Here is a 25,864-nt window from a genome sequence, read left to right as displayed (position 1 = left end):
AGATTATAAGGACATATAAGGTTTTTCTTTTTTAACCACTAAAGGCACTTAAGGTTTTGAACCATCCAAAACACCCTGGAAGGCAGTGCATTTTAACAGGAGGTGAGGCATATTAAGCAAATAATTGTGTCCAAATTGCCGTTATGGTACCCAACAAGCTCTTAAACAATCGCTTATGAATAAGTTATTTGGATGGGTAGGGCCGGTGATTTTTATCTGGATTGTAGGGACGCAGTTTTTTGATCCTTACACCCCAGCTGCGGAACAAGAATTTGAACAAGGTACCGAACCAAAGGCTACTTCTTCTGATGTCTTAAGGTTTCCGGTTCTGAATCATGGTTTGGATAATATCATCAGCTATTTTGGGGACGTTCGCGGCAAGAGCCGCACTCATCAGGGCGTAGACATCAAAGCGCCTCGGCATACGCCAGTTTTAGCAGTCATTGATGGTCACATCGAAGCTATAAAGGAAGGTGGTAACGGAGGGCGAACTCTTTATCTCCGCGGCTCGGATGGCGTGCAATATTTTTATGCGCATCTGGAAGACTGGTTGGTGAAAGGGGGTGACGAAGTAAGCGCCGGGCAGGAAATAGCGACGGTAGGGAATAGCGGGAATGCTAGTAAAACGATCCCTCATTTGCATTTCGAAATCCTTGTAGGTAAGGCCCGTACGGCAATCGATCCAATGCCGTTATTGGAAAATGCGCGGTGATTTTTTTTGAATCAACGAGGTTTTGAACCACCAAAGGCACTTAAGGTTTTTTGAACCATGTAAGGGATTATGAGGGCATATAAGGATTTGTTTTTGAACGATCAAAGACAGCGAACTACTGATAGGTCAAATTCAGGAATTTAACAGTACTTTGGTGGTCAAGAATTATTAAAGAAAGCTTCCACCGCCGCCTGCGGGGAGAGTTCTTCTGCACGGATAGCGGCTTCTAATTTTCGTAATCTTTCTTGATGGTCGGCGGGTTTTAAGAACTGGTCGAGGATACGTTGGCGGAGCTGCTGCTGAAACCAGTGGATGGCTTGTTCTTGGCGATTATGGAGGAAAAAACCATTATCATGCGTGAGGGTTTGGAAGTCCTTTAATTCTTCGATGATGGCAGGGATACCTGCGCCGGTGATGGCCGAGCAAGTTTGTGCTTTGGCGATCCAGTTGCTGGTTTTAGGCGGGAAGAGGTGGAGCGCTCGTTGGTAGGCCGCCCGTGCTTGTTGTGCCGGAATACGCCGATCATCGTCGGCTTTGTTGACGGCGATGAGGTCGGCCATTTCTACGACGCCACGTTTGATACCCTGGAGCTCGTCGCCAGCACCGGGAAGAAGGAGCAGTAAGAAAAAGTCGGTGAGTTTGTAAACCGCCACTTCTGATTGCCCGACGCCCACCGTTTCAACGATGATGAAGTCGTATCCGGCAGCTTCACACAATAAAATAAGTTCACGGGTTTTGGCGGCAACACCGCCCAATGATTCACCAGCAGGGGAGGGGCGAATGAAAACATCGGCATGTAATGACAATTGTGCCATGCGCGTCTTGTCGCCAAGGATACTGCCGTGGGTGAGCTGGCTACTGGGGTCGACAGCAAGTACAGCCACTTTCTTTCCTGCTTCGACGAGCGCCAATCCGAAGGTCTCAATAAAAGTACTCTTGCCTACCCCGGGAACGCCGGTAATACCAAGGCGAAAGGAAGCCCCGCTATGAGGCAAGCACCCTTCTACAATTTCACGCGCTTTGCGCTGGTCGGCCAAGCGGGTACTTTCTACTAGCGTGATGGCCTGGCTGAGTAAAACGCTATCTCCCGCCAGAATTCCAGTCAGGTAGTAGCTGGCCGGATAATCCCGCCGCTGCCGCTGCCGCAACCGAGGGTTGATGCTGGCCGGAAGGTGGTCCGGCTCCGGTTTGGAGGAAGTGTTTTTAGCCATATTGCTAAAATACTAAATTACGTTAAATGTCTATTAAAGTAAACTTTACAGGATGACCATCATAGCTCTCAGGCGTTTAAGAAATAACAGACGCCCGGCGCGCTTCTTTTGTAATTACTGCTACACTTGCGCGTCGGAGCGTCTTATCTAAGCGCTTTCGCTCTGTTACTTACCTGTAAAAACGGGTTTTCTCTTTTCCAAAAATGCTTGTACCCCTTCTTTGTAGTCTGCTGTTTGTCCGGCTGTAGATTGAATTTGGTCTTCAATTTCCAGCTGTCTGTTCAGGTCGTTACTCATAGATTGGTTTAGCGCGCGTTTGGTGAGGCCCAGGCCTGTGGTTGGCATTTCTGCCAATTTGTGAGCGAGGTCGAAGGTTGCTTTTTCGAAGTCTTCGTCAGGCATTGTTTTGTAAATCATGCCTACCTGAGCAGCTTCTGTTGCACTGATTTTATCGCCCAACATCATGTAGGCAGTTGCGCGTTGCAGGCCTATCAGGCGAGGTAGGAAAAAAGTACCACCGCTATCAGGGATTAAGCCAATTTTACTAAAAGCCTGGATGAAGCTTGCGGATTCGGCGGCTACCGTAATATCGCAAGCCAGAGCAACGTTGGCACCCGCACCAGCAGCAACACCATTGACGGCGGCTACGAAAGGCTTTTCTGTTTCCCGGATCAGGCGGATGATGGGATTCAGGTGTTCAGAAATAATCTTGCTGAGCCCTGGCGCATCTTCCTGGGTGACTTCTCCCAAGTCTTGGCCAGCACAGAAGGCTTTGCCTGCACCAGTAATTAGAATTGCCCGAATATTTTCGTCGTCAGCGCATTGCTTTAGTGCTGCTTGCATGCTGAGGGCCAATTCGCGGGTAAAGCTATTGTATTTCTGAGGCCGGTTGAGGGTAATACAACCAACTTGGTTTTTAATTTCAAAAAGAATGGGATCCATTAAGGGTGGTTTATTTTACTCAACTGCCGCTTTGGCGAGTTGAAAGTTAGGTTCGGTAATCATGTTTTTCAATACTTTGGGCAGACGGAAACGTTGGCCATAATCCTTGTGGTACACTTTGGCTTGCGCCATAAAGTTATCTACCCCATAATTTTGGACAAACCGAATAACGCCGCCCGTTTCTTTTGGGAAACCCCAGCCGTAAACGCTACCCAGGTTAGCCGCTGCTGCAGAAGTGATAACACCTTCCTGCATACACCATAAAGCTTCGATTACCTGGGCAAAGAGTAACCGTTCATTGAGTCGCTTACGATCATAGGACGTTTTGCTTGGTGCCCAGTGTTCATGTAGGCCATTCCATAGAATCTTGTTGCCTTCCTGATCGTATTCGTAAAAGCCGGCCTTTTTGGTACGGCCAGTACGTTCCAGGTCTTCGATCATGGTTTTAAGAACACTCACGGCAGGGTGTTGTACGTAGTTGCTGCCATAATGCATAGCCGCTTGCTCTTCGTACTTGAGGACGAGTTGTAAGCCCATTGCATCGGCCAATTCCAGTGGCCCGTTGGGTAAGCCGAGTTGGCGACCAGAATTTTCGATCAATGCGGGGGGGTAACCCTCTTTGAGCATACTGATGCCTTCAAGAATATAGGTGTTTTGAACCCGTGCGGCATAGAAACCCCATACATCTTTTACAACAATGGGAATTTTAATGATTCTTTGTACAAAATCGATGGCGCGAGCAACCGTTTCATCGGAAGTATCAGCTCCAGCGACTATTTCAACCAAGGGGACGCTTTCTGCCGGCGGAAAGAAGTGAAGGCCTACATAGTTTTGTGGCCGACGCAATGCTTTACCAAGCTCAGCAATAGGGATAGATACGGTATTGGTGCCAATAATTGAATAGTTGTCCAGTTGCTCTTCTGCTTCGCGAGTTACCTTTTGTTTGAGGTGCTGGTTTTCGAAAACTGCTTCGATGACGATATCACAGTCTGCAAAATCAGCTGCTTTTTCGGTGGTAACCAAGCGCTCCATGATCTCCTTTTTCTCTGTAGGATGGAAGGTGCCCTCCCGAATGAGTTCGTCAATACGTTGGCTTACGTACTCGCGCCCGCGCTCGGCAATGGCTTTGCTTACGTCCTTGAGAACAACGGAAAGCCCGTTTTGAATACAGGAAAGCGTAATGCCTGAGCCCATACGTCCGGAACCAATGATACCCACTTTTCGTACCCGAAATTTTCCGTACCCTTTAGGTCTGCTTATTCCTTTTTTGATGGAGTGGTAGTCCATCCAGAAGGTACTGATCATATTCTTAGCGGTGCTGGAGCAGACCAAGTGGGCGAAGCGGCGATTTTCAATGCGGCAAGCGGTAGGGAAATCTACCTTTGAGCCTTCGACCAATACATTGAGGATAGTACGCTTGGCAGGGGAGTTGTTGTAGGTTGCTGCTGCTAGTTCAGCTGCTGTAGCGCGTACTCGTTCGATCAGTGCAGGGTCTTTGGCGGTGCCTCCGGGGATAGTTTCACCTTCCTGATCCCAAGGGCGGTACCAGTAGGGGTGGGAGAGGAGCCACGCTCTTGCTTTTTCTATTAATTCTTTTTTAGTGCTGGCCAAATCATCAACAATTCCCACTTTCAGGGCTTCTTGTGGGGAATAATGCCGGCCAGAAGTGAGGACAGGGTAGGCTTTCTCAATACCAAGAAGCCACATCATCCGAACGATACTTCCTCCACTGGGCATGAGCCCCAGATTGACTTCGGGGATACCCACACGTACTCGCGGATCATCGAGGACAATGCGATGATGGCAAGCGAGGGCTACTTCAAAGCCGGAACCCAGTGCGTTGCCTGCAATGGCTGCAACAACAGGCACACCGGGTCGCTCCAAATCTCGAAAAAAGCGACTAAGCTTTTCAGCTTCTTGGAAAAGCTCTTCAGGGTCGTTGGCACCATAAAGGTAGCCCAAGTCACCTCCGGAGAGGAATGATTTTTTATTAGAAGTAAGAATGACGCCCTTGAGCTGTCCTTTGGCTTTTTCTTCCTGTAGGCGTTTGATAACAGGCAGGAAGGCATCTGTAATCTCATGGTTGATAACATTGTCCTCGCGATCTTCCATATCGAAGATGATGGTGACAATATTAGCAGTATCTTTTTTTAGCCGGATCATACGCGTTCGATTATGGTAGCCACTGCCAGGCCTGCACCAGCGCAGAGGGTGACTAGTCCGGTTTTTAAATCTCTTCTTTCAAGTTCATCGAGCATTGTTCCCAGGAGCATGGCGCCTGTTGCTCCCAGGGGGTGCCCCAAGGCAATTGCTCCACCATTTACATTGAGTTGATCATCGTTCAAATTCAGGTCGCGCTGAAATTTGAGTACTACCGCTGCGAAGGCTTCATTGCATTCCCATAAGTCGATGTCTTTAGGTTTTAGCTTGCTGATTTTTAATGCTTTTTCTGAAGCCAGCCCTGGGCCAGTGAGCATGATCGTTGGGTCAACAGCAACGGTTGCACAACTTAAAATTCGTGCTCTTGGCTTGAGGCCAAGGGCTTTTCCTTTAGCTTCATTACCCAGTAGAACGAGGGCCGCGCCATCAGAAAGAGAACAAGAGTTGCCAGGTGTATGCAGGTAATGAACCTTTTCAACTTCTGGATAACGATGTAGGGCCATTGCTGCGAAACCTTGGTCGCCAAGGCGTGCAAAAGAAGGCCGTAGCCGGGACAGTTGTTCGAGGTTTGTCTCAGGTCGGATGGTTTCGTCCTGTTTGAGAATAGCTAGTCCGTTGGCATCACAAATTGGTACAATGCTGGGTTGGAAATAGCCAGCCGTTTGGGCGGCAGCTGCTCGTTGGTGTGATTGTACGGCGTAAGCATCGAGTTCCTCTCGTTGAAAACCTTCCATGGTGGCAATCAGATCGGCAGCAACCCCTTGTGGTAGGTAGTTTTGCGTCATAAAGACACCAGGATCATTGAGGAGGGGCCCACCATCGCTGCCCATAGGGACGCGGCTCATGCTTTCTGTACCTCCAGCGATGGAAAGTTCTTCCCAGCCTGCAGCTATTTTGGCGGCAGCCAAGTTGACGGCTTCTAAGCCTGAAGTACAATACCGGTTAATCTGCATACCGCCGTTAGCGGCAGACATACCTGCTTCCAACAAGGCTGTTCTGGCAATATTAAAGCCTTGGTCACCGATGGGCGTGACACAACCAATGATTAAATCATCTACATCGGAAGCTTGGAATTGATGACGGCGCTGAAGTGCCCTTAGGGCTACTTCGAGTAGATGCACCGGTTTTACTTCGTAAAGCGCTCCGCGTGCTTTGCCGTGAGCGCGGGGCGTGCGGAGGGCATCATAAATAAAGACGTCTTTCATATTGGTGGGGGAGCTTCAGCTACTCTTTTTTCTTTGCTGCAAGATAGCCAATGAAGCAGTGTCGTCCAAGCTTGAAGGGTGCCTTCTATCCTTTTTAAATCAATGCTGGTAGATAATTATGTGCTTTGCGTTACAATTCTATTATTTTTGGCATAAATAATTCAATCTATGGCCACACGTACTAAACTGACTCCTTTTGCACGCTTACTCTTGTTCCTTATTTTTCTTGTTCCACTAGCTTATGGTGGTGCGCTTTATATTCAAGGTAAAGACCCTATTGCGGAGGTGAAAGGAATGATGAATGGAAAGACAAGCAGCTCGTCTTCTAAATCTTCTTCTACGTATGATCCTCAGCAAGAAATAGAAAAGCTGAAAAAAGAGAACCGTGAGTTGAAGCAGAAAATAAAGGAGCTGGAAGGATCACTTAAAGAAGAAAGCAGTAGCTCTACCCGCCAGAAATGGGGGAATTAGATTTAGCTTTATTCTATAACTAAAAACCTTAAAACTATGACTATTATACTTCTTGCTGCACAAGCCGGATTGGGCTCTTTTTTAATCAAAGTTCTTTTGATGGCATTGGTGCTGATGGGAGCGGCCTATTTATTAAACGGCGTAGATATCGAAGATTTTACCCGTGCCGTGATTGTAGCTTTTGTATTGGCTATACTGAATGCGACCCTTGGGGCGTTTCTTGATTTTATCACGACACCGCTCCGTTGGATCACGCTCGGCTTGTTTAGCTTGGTCGTCGATGCTGTCGTTTTGATGATTGCTGCGCATTTTTTAAAAGGCTTTACCATAAAAAGCTTTAGTTGGGCACTTTTGATGGCTGTTTTTGTTGCAGTAGCAAATGTGTTTTTACACTTTTCTTAGTTAACCGTATGAATCACTTGTCGCGATTGTTTGGTTTGGTTTTGCTTTTACTTTTACTGCTGTTTATTCGCCCAGTAGCTGGGCAGCAGCAAGCCAAATGGTTATTTAGTGCAAGTGGTGGTCAAACAATATACCAGGGAGATATTAGCCGGGAAGGCTTTGGTTCTCTGCGTGGAAATTCTTTCACCTGGGGCGGTAGTTTACACTATCGCCCCAGTGATCTTTGGTCCTTTGGCTTGCAAGGGCATATCGGTGAATTGTCGGGTGCTGATCATTTCTATACAGCAGACGCCTACCGGCTGGCCAGAGATTATGAATTCAAAACTTCCTTTAAAGACATTGCTTTTACGACACGTTTTTTCCTATTCGGCCGTCACCGACTACAGCCGGAGGTAGGGATTGGCGTAGGGCTTGTTTTTTATTCACCGGAGGCTTATTTGCTGGACAATACCCACTTGGAACTGGCTGATTTGATCAAAGATGACCTGGAAGTAGAGGTGCTTGAGCCGGCCTTGATCATTCCGGTCCGTATTGGATTGTCCTATCAGGTTACAAAGACATTGGGATTGGGAACGGGAATATTATACACTTTCACGGAAACCGATTATTTGGATGGTGTAAGTGCATCCGGGAATCCAAATGATAAAGATCGTTACGGACAGCTTTACCTAGAGGGCAAGCTGCATTTTGGTTACCTCTCTGATATTGATGAAGATGGTATTGCCGACGTAGATGATTTGTGCCCATTAAAACCTGGCCCAGCTGGCACGCGTGGCTGCCCCGATGCAGATGGCGATGGCATACGTGATAGTGATGACCGGTGCCCACTAGCGGCGGGTGACCCATTTTTTAGCGGTTGTCCGGACACCGATGGTGATGGTACGGCTGATCCTTACGACCGCTGTCCAGCCATTGCGGGGCCGCCCGAAGCTTTGGGCTGTCCGCCTAAAGACACTGATAATGATGGTGTGCAGGATCATATCGACGATTGCCCACTACTGGCCGGAACCAAAGATCGTAGAGGCTGTCCGGCGATAGATACCGATCTTGATGGCTTATTGGATGAGGATGATCGCTGCCCTGAGAAGTACGGTATCCCCTTGTTTCAAGGATGCCCGGATACTGATGGTGATGGGATAGAGGATGATGAAGATGCCTGCCCTAACACGTTCGGTTACTTTGATCAAGGAGGTTGCCCTCGGACGACTTCTACCATTGAAGAAGCACGGTTGCTGGAGCAGCAAATCCTGCTTTTTAGAACCAATAGTGCTGATGTTACCAACTTTATGCTCCTTGATCGAATGGTTGCTTTTTTAATACAACACCCGAATTACCGCCTATTTATTAATGGTCATGCCGATAGCGAAGACCGAGAGGATGCCCCTGGCTACCTGAGCCAGCTACGTGCCGAAAGGGTGAAGCGTTACCTGCTTGATAGTGGTGTGCCTTTGCCACAGCTCACCGTGCGTGGGCACAGCAACCGCGAACCCTTAATGAATGCCAATTTTGCTACAGAACACCAAAGAGTAGTCTTTAGACTGGAGGGGTATTAAGGGGAGATTCGCCTTTGTGAGTTCCCAAAAACTGGTATTTATATAGACAAACCTCACCGTACAGGAGATTGGGTACTTTGTATTTGGTATGGGGGTAGCCCAAGGCAATCAAAATCTAAGTACCCTGTACGGAGTACCTAGTACCTTTTATCTCTCCCTCATTCAATATACCCCATCGCTTCTTCTATTCCTTCCCATAGCCATTCTGGGTCTTCTAAACCGATATAGAAACGTACAAGTGTCCAAGGGATTGGGCTATCTGTACGACCAGGAATACCGTAAAATGCGGCGGTGGGCAAGGCCAATGATTCATGCCCTCCCCAACTGACGGCCATGCTGAAGCGCTTGCTGTCCAATAGGGCGTGGGTGAACCGCTCCATACTTTCCAGGTTAGTAGCTGCAAAGTGGGCCGAAAACAAGCCACCAGCACCACTCATTTGTTTTTGGGCGAGTTCGTATTGTGGGAAGGTCGGCAGGAGTGGATGTAAGACCGATTTTACTTTGGGGAGTTCCGTTAACCGTTCGGCAATGAGTTTTGCGCTTTGGTCACTTTGCTTCATACGTAATTCCAGCGTGCGCAGGCCGCGGATAACCAGGGAGGCATCATTGGGGCTAATGATCGGCCCTAGTGTCATGTACTCGCGATAGAAGATGTTTTGAATTTTTTCCTTACTGCCGCAAATGACGCCTACTACTACATCGCTGTGTCCGTTGAGGTATTTGGTGCCGGAATGAACCACAATATCGATGCCGAATTCATGAGGGCGCTGGAAAACAGGAGAGGCGTAGCTATTGTCAATCATGGAGGTAAGCCCATGTTGACGAGCCAAAGCAGCACAAGCGGCCAAGTCCTGACATTCAAAAGTGAGAGAATTGGGGCTTTCAAGGTAGAGTACCTTGGTGTTAGGCTGAATCGCAGCGGCAATGGCGTCGATTGATCGCCCATCAACAAAGGTTGTCGTGACGCCAAAACGGGGGAGGTAGTCAGTCAGGAGGATTTTTGTCCAAGAATAGGGGGCATTTACACATACCACATGATCGCCTTGTTGTACCTGGCTCAGCACTGCTGCTGCTATTGCACCACTACCACTACTACAGACGAGCGCCTCTTCAGTGCCCTCTAGTGCAGCGAGCTTTTCGCGTAAGATTTTTACCGTAGGATTATTGCCCCTGGTATAAAGGTGACTGTCGAATTCACTTACGAAAGCATTGCGAAAATCCTCTAACCGGTCATAGGCAAAGTTGCTGGATTGAATAATCGGCGGCGAGACAGCCCCAAAGTAGTCCTTCCGATTTTCTCCTAAGTGATTGAGGATATAACTAAGGTGCTTCATGGTGGTAGTTGCTGGTTTAGGGTGGTTAAATTAGGTTTTTCCAGCGCTTTTCCCCGTTTTTGATCACAAAAAAATAGAGCAGGAAATCGCTTTTTGAAAATGTTACTATTTTTAGGGGACTGAAAACAAAGCCTTACGCGGCGATTGCATTGCCACTTTAAGTAGAGGGTAGAGGGGTCTTGAATACGCAAGTAGAAACCGATCTTTAATGACACAGTATCTGTAATAAGGACTGATGTTGGAAATTACCGAATTTCGTTCCTTACCTCTCTACCCTTTACCAAAAGGGCGCGAAGCTACTTGTGCTCTCCTACGGACTTTTGCCGAATGTCCAGTAGTGTGATTCTAAACTTTAAAATATCACCATGAAAACCCACCACCTTGTTTTTGGATTCCTTTTACTTGCTTTACCTTTTACTTCTGAACTTAAGGCAACGACCTATTATGTTTGCGACTGCGCTACCGGAGCTGATGTGAATTGTGTGGCAGGAAATGATGTTAATAGTGGAACAAGCAGTAATGCTCCCTGGCAGAGTATTGCCAAAGTAATATCAGTGATTAATTCCTTGCAGGCAGGTGACGAGATACGATTTGCTAAAGGAGCTGCATGGACAGATGCAAGCTTTGGGAGTATCTACAATTTTAATGCTACCGCTGCTAGCCCTATTGTTTTTGATAGTTATGATGCTCCTTGGGGAGGAACGGCTAAACCTATTCTAACGGAGGCCAGAGCTGCTACAAATTTGTTTCATTTTGCTGATGGAGGAAATGCGGATCATGACGAAGGCTACATTATCAGAAATCTTGATTTAAGAGGAGCCGGAACTGGGCAGTGGGCTGTATTTGCTTACAATGATGCGGATTATATCACGATGGATAACCTGGATATCTCCGGTTTTGGCATCGGTGTTCATAGTGCCGGAGCTAATACTCCTAATAGTGGTGCCGACGATCAGAATCAACACATGCAGCTTTTGAATTCAAGCATTACCGATTGTTCTGATCAGGGTTTTCTCGGAGGCGGTGACGACTTGATTATTGAAGGTTGTCATTTTGAGAACAATGGATTCTCCTTGGCTATTTTTAATCACAATATTTATATCGGTGGCGATAATGGTGATAATATTATTATAAGGAACAATGAACTCTATCGATCTGCCATCGTGAATGGCAATGCCGATGGGGTCTCGCTGGTCGTGCATGGTCTTCATGACAACCTTTTAATAGAGGGGAACTATATCCACGAAGATTTAGGAATGGTCACCAGATCATGGCATTGAACAAATAAAACACTCCGCTTATAATGAAAAAATTCAATAATACCGATGAATTTCTAGCTGCTCAAACCGAATGGCAGGATGGCTTAAAGCAATTACGTTCCCTATTGGTTGCCACCGAATTGGAGGAGACCATCAAGTGGGGGATTCCGGTGTATACCATCAAGAACAAAAATGTGGTTGGACTGAGCGCTTTTAAAGACTATTTCGGTCTTTGGTTCTATCAGGGGACATTCCTAGAAGACCCCGCGCAGGTATTGATTAATGCGCAGGAAGGAAAAACTAAAGCTATGCGGCAGTGGCGTTTTTCTAACGAGGAAGATATTGATCCTGCATTAGTGACGGCTTACTTGGAAGAGGCTATCCAGAATCAAAAAGATGGGAAGGTAATCCGCCCAGCTAAACCAAAATCGGAGCTCGTTTTACCAGAAGAATTAGAGCAGTTTTTAGTAGAAAATGATAAATTAAATGCTGCTTTTCAAGAATTTACAATTGGAAAAAGAAGAGAATTTTCTGAATATATACGTGAAGCCAAACGTGCTGCAACTAAAGTGCAACGGTTGGAAAAAATACGGCCGATGATTTTGGCAGGGGAGGGGTTGAATGATCGGTATAAGTGAGGTGTGGGGTATCGTAGAAAAATTAACGGCAATATTTACCCTGCTAAGAGGATGTAGCTAATTAAGATTAGGACTACTTTGGGAAGGGGAGATAATAACAACCATCAGAATGATACAGGACATACGTGAACAAATAGAGATTGGAAATTACGGTAGAGCATTAAATAGAATTGATGATCTATTATGGAAAGATCCAGATAATGCGGAGCTAAGAGGATTAAGAGGTATTGTTTTGGTAGCACAAGGATTAAATCAAGAAGGGATAGAAGACCTGGAAACCTCTATAGCATTAGCTGATGCGGCAGAATTCAGGTATTGGAGGTCGGTAGCCTTGTTTGAAGAAAAGGAATTTGATAAATCTATAGAAGACGCAGAAAAAGCGGTACAGCTAGAAAATGAGAATTATCTGTATTTACACCATCTCATTGCATTGTATCAAAACCTAGGCCCTGTTGACAAATCAATGGAGATAATTGATCGTGTTTTATCTATTGAACCTGGAGACATCCGATCGTTAATGGCAAGAGCCTATGTGTTTATAAAAAGACAAGAGTTTGATCTGGCAATTGAGGACTATGAAGAGATAATCAAACAAGATTATTATGAGGAAGATATATTCAATAACCTTGGATATTGCTATGATCGAAAACAAGAATATGATAAAGCCCAGTTGTATTATGAAAAAGTTCTTGTGACAAATCCATACCACCAGTATGCTCTAAATAATCTAGGATTGATCTTCTGTCGTAGAGGAGGTCTCCACGAGGGTGAAAAAATGATATTGAAATCAATAGGATATGATTCCCAAAACTCCTATGCTTATAAGAATATGGGAAAGGCGAAGTTGTTACAAGGTCTTAAAGAAGAAGCCTTGCAGTATTTCTTGAAATCAAAAGCACTAGGGTATTCAGAAGCATACGATGCTGAGGTGGATGATATCTTAGCAGAAGAGTTTAATCTGTAGATTTGAAGTAAAAAATGAAAAATCAACAAACGCTGCTCTCTATTCTTTTCGTGATCTTAACGTTAAACACTGCAAAGGCTCAAAACCTGATGGGGGGCGTTGTGGGGAATGTTGGATTTAGCAAAGTGACTTCAGACGTACCCATCTCAGGGAATTATAAGGTCAAATTTACCTTGTCGGGTAATTTGGGGGTATTTCTGGAAAAGAGGATTAGCGAGAAATCGTCATTGGGAATGGAAGCCTTGTGGGTGCAAATGGAAGGCAAAGAGGTCACTAAGGATAAGGCCCTTATTGGTATTGAGGGCGAGCAGATTGTGACGGTTGGTGTTATTTCGGATAAAGCTAATCTGCATTCAAGTTACCTGGGCTTACCTTTTTATTATCGCCTTAGACTAGGGAAGTTAGGAGTGAAAGCAGGTGTGCAACCCATGATTTTTTTGTTTGCCAGCTCGAATTATGAAGCGAGTGGTGAAGTCTTTAACGAGCCTTACTTCACGGAGAGTAGGACAAAAGATATAAGCTTTAAAAGTGTTGATATTGGCCCGAAAGTCGGAGTAGACTACCAACTTAATGATAAGTTTCGCTTGCGGGTCGACTATTATCATGGCTTAACGGACATTACGATGGACTCATTTCCCTGGCAGAGAAAAAACCGGCAGTTCTGCATAGGAGCTAATTATCTTTTTGGAGGGAAGGGCTGGTAAAGAATATCTCCGGCCCTTCCCAGTAGCATTATTTCCTGTTTTCCGGTACAAAGTACGGCCGCCTTTCGTGCTGCCCCTGGTGTTCGGGGAACATGGCTGCAAAGTACTCTGTCCATCCTCCCATGCGTACCCTTACAAGTTCGAAGCGCTCGGGCTCCTGGGCAGCCATCTGGTAGGTGTCGGGGTCAACGCAAGTCACGGTGAGGAGGTTGGAACCTACCTTGCCTTCCGAATAATCCTTGATGAAACGCACCATGTCGGGTAAAGGAAAATCCTCTTTGATATTCAAATCTACAGGAGATGCGTTGGATATTTTGTGATAAATCTCCGGTGAATCCCAACTACTTAAGGCTGTATAGATGCCACGATACGTTCCTGGAATAGGCTGTGCTTGTTCCTGATGCTGAGGAATTGGCGATAAATCTTGCGGAACGGGAGCAGGGCTGAAATCCGATGGGTAAGGTTGGCCATTGCGCCGACCATCGGCGGAAGCACCACTGCCAGCGCCATCACCTACGTATCCTTCAAAGGTGCCAATGCCGGGGCAGAGGTGTATTTCCCAAGGTTTACCTTTCGTAGAGTAGTTCTGCTTGATATTTGCCAGGGTCTCTTTGAGTGGCGAAGGAGGTTGTTGGAGGACACGCATGGCCATGTCGCACATTTTCCCCGATAGCCAGGTACCTATTTCATCCACCTCAGCGTGGCCGTTGCCGAATTTGGGGAGTTGCAGCGCAATGGCTCGCCATTGTTCGTACTGTTTCGCTTGTACTGCTATTCTGGTTTTTCCTTCCAGTGTGCTGTGAGAAGGCTCCTGCATACCATAGCCCCAGTCATTGCTCAGGCAGTCTAGTAATTCGGGGAGGGTACACACCGCAGTGTCGTCAAAGACCAGTTTTTTGATGGCGTACAGAGAGTCAATCGTGGTAGCCATCCCTACAAACATAGGGGCGATGATATGGTACTTAGCGCCACCGTTGGTCAGGTCTCTTCCCGATTCTACGCATCCCTCAATCAAGGTAGATAACATAGGACTGGGGCAAATCTTCCACAAGTTGCCGTAGTTCATCAAAGTATTGTTGAAAAACTGGACAATGAACCACTCCAAATGTTTCAGGAAAATAGTTTGAAACTCAGCAAATGATTTGATTTCGCTGGCGTGTGGCGATCGGAAGGATGATTTCCAACCTCTGAGATAAATAGGTCCAGACATACTGTATTTTGCACCTTGGTTCAATGCACATTCCACCGCATCGAGCGGAGTGACATTGCTGAAGCAAAACTCCGTTTGCCCAGCTACCATAGGTTCGTAACAACCGTCGCTGGCAAAATCTCTGGCAGCTTCCAGGGGTAGGCCTGAAAATTCGTGAAGCCCTTTTATCATTCTTTCTTCCTGGAACAGGATAGGGTGAGCACCACCGCTGAGTATGGCTTTGGCAGCTTCCTCTAACAGCGCTTTGTCCATGCCTTTGTAAATGCGTAAAGATAGACAAGGTGCATTCAAGGGTAATCTCCTGGAAGCTTTTAATGCCATCATCGTGATAGCATTAGCGCCCGGTTTGGGTTTTTTCCCTGAAGTAGGAAGAGAACCACCGACCGTCAATTGCTGAACCCATTGATTGATGCCGCCACCCTGAGGGAAGTTGCCGCCAATGTAAGAGACGGCAGTCGTCCCATAGCTCACATGATCAGTAGCATAATGACGGTTGTGTAGCGCTTTTTCTCCCAGCTTGATCCAAAAAGCTTCGATGATTTCTTGCGCACTTTCTTCGCTGATATTGTCATTTTTGTAAAAATCAATCAGTAGTTGATCGAGTCGACCGACGGCTACGGGATTGCCCGTTAAGTGAAAGCAGGCGTGCATGGTGAACACCAACTGGGTGGCTTCCAGAAAGGTCTCTGGTGGTTGGGTCATTAGTTTATTTGCACGCTTGGCAATACCTAGAAGGTTTTGCTGTTCGTTGGGGCGGTCTTTCAAGTCTTTGGCCATCTGGGTCGCCAAATTGGAATAGTTGCTTAACCAACTCTGTACACCCTCCAATGCTAATCGGGAGGACGTGTAAAATGTTTTAGTTTCTCCCTTTGCTTTTTCTTCGCGGGCCGTGATGTCGGCTATTAATGCACCTAAACCCATTTTAAGCATCTTCTTGTGATCAGGCACAATGTGTCCCATCGCAGAAGACTCGTCGAGCATCAACGAAAAGGCGAATTGCTTTTCGTCATCTCTCAGGTAAGGCATGACTTCTTTGCCACGACCGAGAGATAGTTCAGGCATGATACCAAAGAGAATGTCCTGTGGATCAATCCTGAATTGATCCGCTTGCCAGGCATACATTTCCGGTGTTTGTGGATAGTGAGGATTGGTATTGACCAGGCTGAGGCTTTTTTTAATAGCCATTCCCTTTCGGATAGGGATGGGAGCTTTCATTACCCACTTTTCCCCTTTATCCAAGTAATGACTTAAATGTTGCATTTCGGGAATGTTCCTGACCTGGTACCAGTGGTCTCGCCAGAGTGAAAAGATATTCCCGATGAGGTGCAAAATGCGTTGGGAAGGAGGATCAGGATAGCGATCAGTGCCCATCACTGTCAGGTAATCGTTGGAGTTGTAGAACATCCAACCGTTTTTACTCCTGGTAGCCCAGTGTGGGTCGGTTGAGAAATCTTTTTTGTCAAGCCCTTGCTTAAGTTCTAATTCCTTGGTGTTTGGCAGGTAGTAATAACCACCAGCTATACCTTGGACATTGTTCAATAAATTATCAGGTGCTGCGCCATGTCCGTGACCAGCCATGCTGTGCATAATTTGCTCCATGGCATCTGTATCATTGGCGTAAGCTACAAAGTAGATGCCTTTTTCACGACCAGCCCCTGTTTTGGATTTGCCAAAGGGCAATGCTTGCCGGACAAGTTTGATGTTTTCGCGTTGGTTGTTGTAGACGCGGGCGCGTTGGATATGGCTTCGTTTATCATCATCAGGGATGATGACGGCATCTCCATTCCTGCCGATGACCTCGTCTTTGGCATCCGTATTAAGGCGAGCAAAATACTGCCAGTCGACGTTGAATTTTTGTACAAAAGCCCAACTGCTACCAGCATAGGCATTATCATCTGCTCGAATAATAGATCCTACTACCTGGGCGGGATCAGAGGGGCTGGTTATACCATCGTAGTAATGGCGGTCCAGGATTTTACGATCACTACTCATTTCGCCTGTGGTGGCAGCGATATCACTGATATAGTCATCTAAGCCAGCTAAGACCATCTCCTTTAACTGCTCACAGTTTTCCCGAGCCTCTGATTTAAGGTAAAAAAAGAGGTCGCTCTGGGTGTCCTTAAAGTAATCTGTTTGTTTCAGTATGGTAGAAGAACCAGGGGCGCCAGGAGGAACTTTACCCGTCCACTTTTTCCAAAGTTTACTGGAAAATCCGGCCACTATCCGGGAGGTAGTTGCCATACTTTCTGCTCTTTGAGTAATGATTTTGACGAGTTGTAGGATAGCTTTCTCGCTATTTTTACCGGCTCGATTGAGTTGGATGGTGAGGAATATGCCGTGAGCAGGCATATAGAGCAATCCGGGCTGTGCAAGCTTATATACGGCTTGTACACGATCCGGAGTGATGGAATCAGGTTTAGATTTTTTCACACGAAAAAGGCTTTAAAAGACTTACTTCAGTAGAATTAAGTCTAATATTTGAATATGGTGGAAGCAAATTTCGCTTCCATTAGGTTTTGTGTGATTAAGGTAGTGAAATGTTATGAATATTAAAGTTTTCTAGGTGGTTCTTCTTTGATTCTAATGTGCTCCTGCTACCTCAATAACAATACATCTCCCTCCAAAATATCGGACGAACCATCTGCATAGCTCACTTCAATGAAATAGACGTAAGTGCCAGCTCCCATAATCTGGCCACGAAAAGTGCCGTTCCAAAAGCGATTCTGTTCAGAAGGGGCAATGTCATTGTCTTCGTAGACCAATTCCCCCCAACGGTCAAAGATGAGGAAGCGCTGAATCAGCGTCCCAGGGTCGCCATTGGTGAAGATTTGGAAACGATCGTTGACGCCGTCATTATTGGGCGAAAAGACATTGGGGACATAAATAGGGCAGTTGCCTTCCAATAGAACAATGGTCGAATCTACGGCACAACCCAGTTCATCCTGAACGGAGATATTATAGGTTCCCGCAGTCAAATTGGAGAAGTTATTAGCTGCTTGTGGAGTGGCTCCGGTAATTGTATAGCTCAAAGTCCCCGTGCCTCCATCTGCTTGAATCTCCAACGCGCCATTGTCTAAATTACAATCAGGGCGAGTGATATTTAAGGCTACAATGTCGGGAAGATCAACTGCTGCCTCTACTATCACCATTTGGCTGGCGGTACAGCCCATTGCATCTTCTATGACAATATTGTAGCTGCCAGCGGCCAATTCAATAAATTGATTGTCAGTTTGAAAAGCCAGGCCGTCGAGAGAATACATTAGGTTACCATTTACCCCGCTGGCTTGGATGTTGATGCTACCATCATTGCCTTGGCAGCTGGCGGGTTGGCTGGTGATAGCCATGATTTGCGGGCCATTATCTGTTTGTAATACTTGTACTGATGCTGTAGTAAGGCATCCGATGGCATCCACGACGGAAACGGTATAATCTCCTGCGGCCAAACTGGGAAAAGTATTACTGGATTGATAAGCAGTGCCGTCGACGGAGTATCGCAAGAGCCCCATACCGCCACTTGCGATAATGATCAGGCTGCCGTCTCCATCTAGGCAAGAGGCTTCCTGCATGTCAATCATATCAATACTCGGGCCAGGCTGCGTTTGCATAACCTCCGTGTTCTGAGTAACGTTACAGCCCTGCTCATCCTGAACGGTAACCAGGTAGCTTCCTGCTGGTAGGTTGGAGAAGGTATTTGTAGTAGAGAAATCCGTGCCATCTATTGAATAACTTAACTGCCCGTTGCCACCGCTAGCCGTAATTGTGATGCTGCCAGTAGCACCACCACATGGGGTCTCCGTTGTAGCGATGTCGTCAATTTGCGGTGCATCTGCGCCTTCAATCGTAATCAGATTAGAAACAATTATGCAGCCTCCTTCCATGTTTAAGTTGACTTGGTAATCGCCGGGTTGATCTACTTCTAATTCCAGGGTTTCAAGCGCTGTCAGGAAATTTCCGTCAAGGGTCCAGTAATAGCTCTGGATGTTTTGCCCAAGGGTATTAACGTTGGCGGTAATGAGAGTTGATGTTCCCGGACAAATAGGTGTGTTTGCCTCGGCTGTAAGTTCCACCGACCAGTTGGGGACACTGGCGAACTCAGGGAAATTATAAGCAAAAACATCATCGTAGATCATGCTTACGGTACTATTGAAATCAGCTTGGTACAGATCGTTAAAATTGGAGCCGTTATAGGCTGTTTCGGGTTGTACAAGGCGGCCGATTTTTACCCTGCTGGTATTATTTATGTTACCTGCATCGTAAATGTGATAGACATAACCGTCGGGAGCTTTTTTTAGCCCACCACCTCTGAGGCTGCCGCCAAAATTTCGCATTTGGGGCGCGGTGCCGCCGTTTACGGGTACTTGATACAGGGCACTGGGGGAATAGGACGCATAATAGATGAAATTCCCGCCAGGTGAAAACTCCAAGTCGTACAAGGTGCCCAAAGAGAGGGAGGCAACGACGTTACCTTGACCGTTAAAAGCACCTGTAGTGGTATTGAACGTATTGGTAAATACCTGGCTAGGCGAGCCCGAAACGGAGAACCCTACGATGACATCGTCAACACTTTCATCATCAACGTAGGTCATGTTCATAATGGGAGAATAAGGATTATTGGTCACAGCCGGAGCGAAATTATAAGTGGCATTAAACGAAATACCACTAGGATCAATACGGTATACTACGTAATCAGACCCATTGGCAGTAGGAACGAGTAAGCGTACGACCAGCCAGGAAACAAAGGGATCCGTTTTACTCGGAATTACGAGTAGCCCTTCTCCAACACTGAGGTTTCCATTGGGGCCTGGCAGCGGAGTGACAGGGGAGAAACCACCGCCTACGGTGTAAAGCCGGTAGGTTACGGGGCCGCTGGTGCTGCCATTGTACACACCCGTTGGATTGGAAAAGATATAATATTGGTTGAACGGGCACACTGGATTAACCGCAATCACTACTGCTTGTGACGAAGAGGGGTTGGCCCCTAATCCTCCTGCTGGCGTAATGTCTTGGTGGTTGGCATCAAAAACCTCATCACCGTCGGTGTAGAACAGTAGGTCGCCGGTCTCTGGGTTGGAGACAACGCCCCAGCCCTCAAAGCCGTTGTTGCCGTCGATGTTGCTAGGCGGTGGAGTGATGCTGGGTGGTGCTTGGGCCGTATTGTAAAGAGCTAGCCCATTAGGGAAAAAATCAAGGGTGGCATTGGTGGTGTTACTCGGAGCATTAGTCCTGCCCATCACCCAATGGCGTTCTTGGTATTGGCCAAAAATCACGGATAAGCTAAGCAGGTAGAAGAGTGGGAGCGCGATAAATGTTTTCATAGCAACGAATTTAGGGAGTTCATGAAAAATAACCTACTCACGTTGCTACAACTTTCCCTTTAGGTAACCTTGTTTCCTTCGTTTTTACAAAAAGATTTGCCCCCGTAAATAAGTAATGGCTTGCCCTTCCAGTAAAATGCGGTCACCCTGGAGGGTACAATGAAGGATGCCTTCTCGTTGGCTGATTTGGCGAGCTTCCAAAGATTGCTTTCCTAGTTTTTTAGCCCAATAAGGCGTCATCAAAGTGTGGGCTGACCCCGTCACCGGGTCTTCGTTGATGCCAAAACGGGGATAAAAACAACGGGAAACAAAGTCTACCTCATCACCGGGAGCGGAGACGATAATTCCTCGTACATCAAATTCCATCAAGGCATTGAAATTTGGAGTTATTTTAGCAACCTGAGCCTGATTGCTGGCAATGACAAGCAAGTCGTCATTACCCATGATTGCTTCTGAAATGGAAATACCTAAAGCACTTTCTATGTTCGGGGGAATACTTATCGAAGTTCCTGCATCCGCTGGAAAGTTAAGGCGATAGCCTTTTTCAAGGCGTTCTACTTCGAGGATGCCACTTAGACTGCTAAAGCGAATGGTTTTCGCTGTCAGGCCAATTTCCTGGAATAAAACATGGGCAGCGGCCAAGGTAGCGTGGCCACACAAGCGTACTTCTTTATTCGGTGTAAACCATCGTAGCGGGATAGCCCCATTTTCTTCAGGAAGGAAAAAGGCAGTCTCTGAAAGGTTATTTTCTCCAGCAATGGCTTGTAGCTTTTCATCAGACAACCATTTGTCAAGCGGTATAATGGCTGCCGGGTTACCACGGAGTAATTCGTGATGAAAAGCGTCAACTTGATAGATACGTAAAGCCATGTTTCTTATTTTAATTCATAACAACGACATTCACCCGCCTGTAGATTCATGAGGATGATTTCTCCGGCATTGGCCAGTGCATTTTCATGGAAACTAGGTGTTTGACTAGAGAAAATCCCTAATGCTTGCTTGGTTCCCTCGGGTATGGTCACTGTGCGTGGTTTTACAACTTGTTCCTCGGCAAGGTTGACAATGAAAAGGTGAGTAGGCCTATCTTGCTGTGTCCACGCGATGAGCAAATCCTTGCCGCTGGGGTCGGGGGCTTTGAGCCATTGGGTGCCGGTGCCTTCTATGGTCGGATAAATTTGTTCGCTCAATGCACGAATGCGGGAGAGTTGGTCAAAAAGCTCGCCGTTTTTTCCCCACTGATATGGGCCGCTAGTGGCTTTGGGGCCTTCATCAAGGTGAAAGACGTATAGTTTGGTATAATGCTCGTTGGGTGCAGGTTCATGGTGGATATCTCGTTGCTCGAAACCTAAGCCTTGGTAGGAGGGGAGCGCTGGTAAAAATAGCCCAATAAACAGGCGTGCTGCATTGCCATGCCGATAGAAAAGATCAAAGCGAGGATCATCCTTGTCGCCCGTCATGATCGTGAAGTTAGGCACCACCTCGTGTTCTTGCGCAATGGAAAGGTAGCGATGGAAGTTGTCCATGAATTCCGGGCTGCCTACGACCATACTTTGCAAATCTCCAAGGGTAGTATCGGCTTTGCTGGCCTCCAAATGAGCGACTTCATCACCATAGGCCATCACATTAGGGGGCGCGAGAAAGCTTTCGGCGAAGTAACCAAAATAAGGCACTTGCTTACCGATGTACTCCTTTACCGCGCCAAGCGGATCATAGAAGGCATCAGGTGTGGTGGGAACACCCTCGGGCCGCATCTGTACATGAGACATGTCCCCACGCATGAAATCCAGGTTGTAAGCAGCTTGAATATTGGCATAATGCTGGCAAAAGTATTCCCAAACAGACTTGCGCGGTTGTGTGAAGTCAATGGCCCAGTCGCGGTTGTTATTCAATCGTTCATAAAACTTAAAGCGACTTAATGGGCCGAATACCCGCGACATTTTTTCGGGCTGCGTGATGCGATAATCTCGCCATTCGCGGCCAGCATGATCAACCACGCGGGCCGCAGGGTCAGGGTCTACTTCAAGGCCACGGTAAGGTGGTGCCATCGTTGCGGGGACGGGCTCGTAGCCTAGTCTATAGAGCCAATCCACGAGGCTGGCTCGCCGGTCTTGCCGTTGTTGGTACTGGTCTGGTTGGCCGAAAAGGGTGCATAGGCGTGCTTCTTCTCCGTATTCCTCTCCGTAGAATTCAGTGATTTCTTGAGGGTAGGGCTTGCCAAAATCAGCGCTGCCATTGCGGATCAACCACGACATGATTGCGCCTTGGATTTTTTCGTGCAAATTGGCGGAGTGATCCAGTATTTTATCGTCTTTGCGTTGGAGCCATTCAAAGTAGTGAGGCTGAGCGAGTACCATCTCGGCGTAGCGATCGGCGTGAGGGATGACGTCCATGCCCACTGTTTTGCCCATCGCGTGGAGGAGGTTGATCACTACTTTGAGTTGTTTCTCTACCGTATTCAATTGAGGAACCAAGTGGTAAAGTTCCTGGCTGAAAAACTCGGGGTTAATATTCCAGGAGGCCATACCATAAAGGCTGGAGACAACGCCGGGTTCCCACATGGGCAGCAGATGGATGCTGGACTGGCTGGCCGGTAGCGTCAGTGCATATTTTACGACGTTCCAAAACGATTGAATAGTGCGCACATTGATGCCTACCATGTTGACGTTTCTGATCCAGTCGGGCTCCGTTTTGTCAGCTATTGGGCTGGGAAAGGTCGCACTTGCATTTAGCGCGGTTGTCAAGGCATTTACTCCTAGTCGCTGAGCCAGCGTTTCCAGAACTTTTTGACCACTGAGTTGCACCGCTTGTTCGGGAAGTAGGCCGTGCACAAAACTTGTTTGTTGTTGGGCATAGGCTCGTAACTGAGTCGCACCATTAGCTATCCAAGCGGATTGGAAGTTGCTATACGTTTGATCAGTGGGCATGTGAGTTGTTTTAAACAAAAAAAGGAATCCGTAAATGTACGAACTCCTTTTGCATAAAAAATATATTCTACGGTCTACTCTGCCATCAGAATGAACTTATTCTTTTTGCCATTCTCTACCATGACGAAACGTCCGTGCAACAAGTGCTCGGAAGTGGCGGTAGCATCTACACTGCTCACCTTTTCTTTGTTGATGCTTACAGCGTTGTTTTGAATAGCTCTGCGAGCTTCACTTTTGGAAGCTACCATCGTGGTATGTTCCGCCATCAAGTCGATAAGAGAAACGCCGTTGGCGATCAAGTCGCGTGAGATAGTGAAACTAGGTATTTCACCGGCTACCATTTTTAGTGATGCCGCGTCCAAACTGTTTAAATCATCGGCGCCTGCCTTTTTGTTGAACAGCAGGTTGGATACCTTTTTAACGGCAGTAAAATCGTCTTCAGAGTGAACTCTTACGGTCAACTCTTCGGCTAGTAGTGCTTTCAACTGACGCGGATTGCTACCGTGCTCTTGCTCCAGCGCTTCTACTTCTTCTTGTGATTTGAGGGTGAAGTAGCGCAAGAATTTAGGAAGGTCACGGTCGTCAGCGTTGAGCCAAAACTGGTAGAACTCGTAAGGAGAAGTCAATTCAGGATCAAGCCAAATGTTACCCGCTTCACTTTTTCCAAACTTAGAGCCATCGGATTTGGTAAGCAATGGAGTGGTACAAGCGTAGGCTTTAGCATCGGTAAGGTTACGACGAATGAATTCTGTACCAGAGGTAATATTCCCCCACTGGTCAGAGCCGCCCATTTGCACCCGACAGCCGTGGTCTTCGTAGAGTCGCTGGAAATCGTAAGCCTGTAACAGCTGGTAGCTAAATTCGGTAAACGAAAGGCCGGTTTCCAAACGCTTTTTTACCGAGTCCTTCGACATCATATAGCTCACCGTCAGGGTTTTGCCCACATCACGGAGAAACTGCAAAATGTTCATCTCTCGGTAAAAGTCAAGGTTGTTAACGAGGATAGCTGCATTGGGGCCATCGAAATCGAGGAGCTTCTCCATCTGTTTCGTCTGGTGGGCAAGGTTGTTATCCAGTTCGTCGTAAGACTTTAATGACCTTTCCTGGTCTTTAAAAGAAGGGTCACCAATGCGTCCGGTAGCACCACCCATAAGTACGATAGGCTGATGGCCGGATTTTTGCCAAAAAGTGAGCAGCATGATCTGGACAAAGTTGCCAATGGTCATAGAAGGGGCTGTGGGGTCAAAGCCTATATAACCCGTGGTAGGCGCGGAGGTGAGGAAGTTATCTAGTCCCGGAGTGCTATCGTGAAGCATACCCCGCCATTGTAATTCATTCAAAAAGTCCATCGTTCTTGTTTTTAGCGCCGCAAATATAGTATTTGTTCCGGGGTTAACAATTGCCTTTAGAGCAGAGTTCCATTTCTTTCCTGTATATTCGCGCCAATATGAATTTCTCCTACTTCATAGCCCGTAAAGTAGCCACTGGTGGTGGCCAATCTTTCTCTCGCATGATCATTCGGATCGCGGTGATTGCTGTAGCAGTTAGTATGACGGTAATGATCCTGGCATCCTCGCTGATCGCTGGGTTTAAGGAGGAAATTGCAGAAAAGATTTTTGGCTTTTGGGGGCATATCCATATTACACATCCCAATCAAAGTCGATCTATAACAGAAGTTTATCCTGTTGATCTTAATCAGCCTTTTTATCCAGATATTGCTTCGGTAGGGCAGGTTGATTACCTTGCTCATGAGCGTTGGTTTGGCCAAACGGTACAACGGGAGACGAAGACCAATGGAGGTATTCGCCACATTCAGTCTTATGCGCTTTACTCGGGGATCATTCGTGCCAATGACGAACTCGAAGGAATTATCTTAAAAGGAATTGGACATGATTTTGACTGGCAATTTCTGGATAAATACCTGAAAGAAGGCCAGCCGCTCTCTATGCCCGATTCAACAATGGGCAATGGTATTTTGATCTCGCAGTATACCGCAGATCGTCTGAAACTTAAGGTAGGTGATAAATTTTCGGTCTTTTTCGTTTCCAGTAGGTATGAACAGCTAGAGCGTCGATTTACGGTAGAGGGAATTTACCGTACCGGCCTTGAAGAGTATGACCGGCAGTTTGCACTTGTAGATATACGGAAGATTCAACAAATTCTAGGTTGGACAGAAGAGCAAGTTACTGGTTTTGAGGTCTTTGTTGACGATATTGATGACCTCGGCCCCCTGACGGAATACATTTATTATGAGGAGTTACCTGATAGCCTCTATGCAGAAAGTATCAAGGAAAAAATGCGCGCCATCTTCGACTGGCTCGATCTGCAAGATGTAAACGAATGGGTGATAATTGGCTTGATGTTAGTCGTTTCAATCATTAATATGATTACAGCCTTGCTGATTTTGATCCTAGAGCGCACCAACATGATCGGTACGCTCAAATCATTAGGATCGAGCAACTGGTCTATCCGGAGGATATTCCTTTACTATGCTGGATATATCATTTTGGTAGGACTTTTCTGGGGCAACCTCATAGGACTAGGCCTTTGCTATATTCAAGATACGTTTGGTCTGATCACTTTGGATGAAACCAATTATTATCTCTCGGTTGCGCCAATCAAAATCCAGTGGGGGAGTGTTTTACTCCTAAATATAGGAACGTTGGTCATTACTTTACTTTTCCTCATCCTTCCTTCTTACCTCGTTTCCCGGATTGATCCGGTGAAGGCGATTCGGTTTAAGTAAGCTTTTTGTTCAAGTCGGAGGTGGGAAATCAGAAATCGGAAGTAAATGAATGAGCTAAAGGTGAGTAATCCTGATTTATCTTCGTGTACTTAGTTACTTCCGACTTCCCAATTC

At 46.7% G+C, this 25,864-nt stretch carries 19 protein-coding genes; 9 read left to right on the top strand and 10 right to left on the bottom strand.

Annotated elements, in window-relative coordinates; genetic code table 11:
• Positions 1-175: 175 nt before the first annotated feature.
• Positions 176-712, top strand: coding sequence for a M23 family metallopeptidase (locus ACRBG0_RS10850; RefSeq protein WP_431486913.1), 537 nt, complete (start codon positions 176-178; stop codon positions 710-712).
• Positions 713-870: 158 nt separating this feature from the next.
• Here ACRBG0_RS10850 and meaB read toward each other — a convergent pair whose 3' ends face one another.
• From meaB to ACRBG0_RS10830, 4 genes are all read right to left on the bottom strand, one after another.
• On the bottom strand, positions 871-1,923 hold the full coding sequence (gene meaB / locus ACRBG0_RS10845) for a methylmalonyl Co-A mutase-associated GTPase MeaB (protein ID WP_431486912.1): 1,053 nt from the start codon (positions 1,921-1,923) through the stop codon (positions 871-873).
• Between the two features lie 165 nt (positions 1,924-2,088).
• Positions 2,089-2,865, bottom strand: a complete 777-nt coding sequence (locus ACRBG0_RS10840; protein WP_431486911.1) for an enoyl-CoA hydratase-related protein — start codon at positions 2,863-2,865, stop codon at positions 2,089-2,091.
• A 15-nt stretch (positions 2,866-2,880) separates the two neighbouring features.
• The gene (locus ACRBG0_RS10835) at positions 2,881-5,028 is read right to left on the bottom strand and encodes a 3-hydroxyacyl-CoA dehydrogenase NAD-binding domain-containing protein (RefSeq protein ID WP_431486910.1); all 2,148 of its coding nucleotides are present in this window, start codon (positions 5,026-5,028) and stop codon (positions 2,881-2,883) included.
• Positions 5,025-6,230, bottom strand: a complete 1,206-nt coding sequence (locus tag ACRBG0_RS10830) for an acetyl-CoA C-acetyltransferase (protein WP_431486909.1) — start codon at positions 6,228-6,230, stop codon at positions 5,025-5,027. The genes ACRBG0_RS10835 and ACRBG0_RS10830 overlap by 4 nt, the downstream gene beginning before the upstream one ends.
• Before the next feature lie 168 nt (positions 6,231-6,398).
• Here ACRBG0_RS10830 and ACRBG0_RS10825 point away from each other — a divergent pair, with 168 nt between their 5' ends.
• Genes ACRBG0_RS10825 through ACRBG0_RS10815 form a run of 3 tightly spaced genes read left to right on the top strand, consistent with a single transcriptional unit; the run spans position 6,399 to position 8,656 of the window.
• Positions 6,399-6,701 (top strand): hypothetical protein, encoded by a 303-nt coding sequence (locus ACRBG0_RS10825; RefSeq protein WP_431486908.1) that lies wholly within the window; start codon positions 6,399-6,401, stop codon positions 6,699-6,701.
• Between the two features lie 36 nt (positions 6,702-6,737).
• A complete protein-coding gene (locus ACRBG0_RS10820) occupies positions 6,738-7,103 on the top strand; it encodes a phage holin family protein (protein WP_020534402.1) in 366 nt (121 codons plus the stop codon).
• A gap of 8 nt (positions 7,104-7,111) precedes the next feature.
• Complete coding sequence (locus ACRBG0_RS10815; RefSeq protein WP_431486907.1) at positions 7,112-8,656, top strand: DUF6089 family protein; 1,545 nt, start codon at positions 7,112-7,114, stop codon at positions 8,654-8,656.
• Positions 8,657-8,814: 158 nt separating this feature from the next.
• Here ACRBG0_RS10815 and ACRBG0_RS10810 read toward each other — a convergent pair whose 3' ends face one another.
• Complete coding sequence (locus ACRBG0_RS10810; RefSeq protein ID WP_431486906.1) at positions 8,815-9,990, bottom strand: trans-sulfuration enzyme family protein; 1,176 nt, start codon at positions 9,988-9,990, stop codon at positions 8,815-8,817.
• Between the two features lie 365 nt (positions 9,991-10,355).
• Here ACRBG0_RS10810 and ACRBG0_RS10805 point away from each other — a divergent pair, with 365 nt between their 5' ends.
• From ACRBG0_RS10805 to ACRBG0_RS10790, 4 genes are all read left to right on the top strand, one after another.
• Positions 10,356-11,270: a hypothetical protein gene (locus ACRBG0_RS10805; RefSeq protein WP_431486905.1), complete on the top strand. Its 915-nt coding sequence runs from the start codon at positions 10,356-10,358 to the stop codon at positions 11,268-11,270.
• Between the two features lie 23 nt (positions 11,271-11,293).
• Positions 11,294-11,887: a YdeI/OmpD-associated family protein gene (locus ACRBG0_RS10800; protein ID WP_431486904.1), complete on the top strand. Its 594-nt coding sequence runs from the start codon at positions 11,294-11,296 to the stop codon at positions 11,885-11,887.
• A 109-nt stretch (positions 11,888-11,996) separates the two neighbouring features.
• Positions 11,997-12,851 carry a tetratricopeptide repeat protein gene (locus ACRBG0_RS10795; protein ID WP_431486903.1) on the top strand — a complete coding sequence of 285 codons (855 nt, stop codon included), beginning with the start codon at positions 11,997-11,999 and terminating at the stop codon, positions 12,849-12,851.
• Between the two features lie 14 nt (positions 12,852-12,865).
• Positions 12,866-13,555, top strand: a complete 690-nt coding sequence (locus tag ACRBG0_RS10790; protein ID WP_431486902.1) for a porin family protein — start codon at positions 12,866-12,868, stop codon at positions 13,553-13,555.
• 28 nt (positions 13,556-13,583) lie between these two features.
• Here the strand turns inward: ACRBG0_RS10790 and ACRBG0_RS10785 are convergent, their stop codons facing one another.
• The 5 genes from ACRBG0_RS10785 to tyrS form a co-directional block, all read right to left on the bottom strand.
• The gene (locus tag ACRBG0_RS10785) at positions 13,584-17,195 is read right to left on the bottom strand and encodes a Dyp-type peroxidase (protein WP_431486901.1); all 3,612 of its coding nucleotides are present in this window, start codon (positions 17,193-17,195) and stop codon (positions 13,584-13,586) included.
• 164 nt (positions 17,196-17,359) lie between these two features.
• Positions 17,360-20,080: a gliding motility-associated C-terminal domain-containing protein gene (locus tag ACRBG0_RS10780; protein WP_431486900.1), complete on the bottom strand. Its 2,721-nt coding sequence runs from the start codon at positions 20,078-20,080 to the stop codon at positions 17,360-17,362.
• An 84-nt stretch (positions 20,081-20,164) separates the two neighbouring features.
• On the bottom strand, positions 20,165-20,950 hold the full coding sequence (locus ACRBG0_RS10775) for a PhzF family phenazine biosynthesis protein (RefSeq protein WP_431486899.1): 786 nt from the start codon (positions 20,948-20,950) through the stop codon (positions 20,165-20,167).
• A 5-nt stretch (positions 20,951-20,955) separates the two neighbouring features.
• Entirely contained in the window at positions 20,956-23,004 is a 2,049-nt protein-coding gene (locus ACRBG0_RS10770) for a hypothetical protein (RefSeq protein WP_431486898.1), read from the bottom strand.
• 74 nt (positions 23,005-23,078) lie between these two features.
• Positions 23,079-24,353, bottom strand: a complete 1,275-nt coding sequence (gene tyrS / locus ACRBG0_RS10765) for a tyrosine--tRNA ligase (RefSeq protein ID WP_431486897.1) — start codon at positions 24,351-24,353, stop codon at positions 23,079-23,081.
• Positions 24,354-24,451: 98 nt separating this feature from the next.
• Between tyrS and ACRBG0_RS10760 the strand changes: the two genes are divergently transcribed.
• Entirely contained in the window at positions 24,452-25,750 is a 1,299-nt protein-coding gene (locus ACRBG0_RS10760; RefSeq protein WP_431486896.1) for an ABC transporter permease, read from the top strand.
• Positions 25,751-25,864 lie beyond the last annotated feature (114 nt).

It is taken from the genome of Lewinella sp., assembly GCF_050633125.1.
In the GTDB taxonomy this organism is placed as follows: Bacteria; Bacteroidota; Bacteroidia; order Chitinophagales; family Saprospiraceae; genus Lewinella.
The sequence above is the reverse complement of the archived record's forward strand: the minus strand, read 5'-3'. Positions and strand labels throughout refer to the sequence as shown.

Coding starts and splice junctions, on each gene's coding strand:
- ACRBG0_RS10850 (WP_431486913.1), top strand. CDS start 176: ATGAATAAGTTATTTGGATGGGTAGGGCCGGTGATTTTTATCTGGATT.
- meaB (WP_431486912.1), bottom strand. CDS start 1,923: ATGGCTAAAAACACTTCCTCCAAACCGGAGCCGGACCACCTTCCGGCC.
- ACRBG0_RS10840 (WP_431486911.1), bottom strand. CDS start 2,865: ATGGATCCCATTCTTTTTGAAATTAAAAACCAAGTTGGTTGTATTACC.
- ACRBG0_RS10835 (WP_431486910.1), bottom strand. CDS start 5,028: ATGATCCGGCTAAAAAAAGATACTGCTAATATTGTCACCATCATCTTC.
- ACRBG0_RS10830 (WP_431486909.1), bottom strand. CDS start 6,230: ATGAAAGACGTCTTTATTTATGATGCCCTCCGCACGCCCCGCGCTCAC.
- ACRBG0_RS10825 (WP_431486908.1), top strand. CDS start 6,399: ATGGCCACACGTACTAAACTGACTCCTTTTGCACGCTTACTCTTGTTC.
- ACRBG0_RS10820 (WP_020534402.1), top strand. CDS start 6,738: ATGACTATTATACTTCTTGCTGCACAAGCCGGATTGGGCTCTTTTTTA.
- ACRBG0_RS10815 (WP_431486907.1), top strand. CDS start 7,112: ATGAATCACTTGTCGCGATTGTTTGGTTTGGTTTTGCTTTTACTTTTA.
- ACRBG0_RS10810 (WP_431486906.1), bottom strand. CDS start 9,990: ATGAAGCACCTTAGTTATATCCTCAATCACTTAGGAGAAAATCGGAAG.
- ACRBG0_RS10805 (WP_431486905.1), top strand. CDS start 10,356: ATGAAAACCCACCACCTTGTTTTTGGATTCCTTTTACTTGCTTTACCT.
- ACRBG0_RS10800 (WP_431486904.1), top strand. CDS start 11,294: ATGAAAAAATTCAATAATACCGATGAATTTCTAGCTGCTCAAACCGAA.
- ACRBG0_RS10795 (WP_431486903.1), top strand. CDS start 11,997: ATGATACAGGACATACGTGAACAAATAGAGATTGGAAATTACGGTAGA.
- ACRBG0_RS10790 (WP_431486902.1), top strand. CDS start 12,866: ATGAAAAATCAACAAACGCTGCTCTCTATTCTTTTCGTGATCTTAACG.
- ACRBG0_RS10780 (WP_431486900.1), bottom strand. CDS start 20,080: ATGAAAACATTTATCGCGCTCCCACTCTTCTACCTGCTTAGCTTATCC.
- ACRBG0_RS10775 (WP_431486899.1), bottom strand. CDS start 20,950: ATGGCTTTACGTATCTATCAAGTTGACGCTTTTCATCACGAATTACTC.
- ACRBG0_RS10770 (WP_431486898.1), bottom strand. CDS start 23,004: ATGCCCACTGATCAAACGTATAGCAACTTCCAATCCGCTTGGATAGCT.
- tyrS (WP_431486897.1), bottom strand. CDS start 24,353: ATGGACTTTTTGAATGAATTACAATGGCGGGGTATGCTTCACGATAGC.
- ACRBG0_RS10760 (WP_431486896.1), top strand. CDS start 24,452: ATGAATTTCTCCTACTTCATAGCCCGTAAAGTAGCCACTGGTGGTGGC.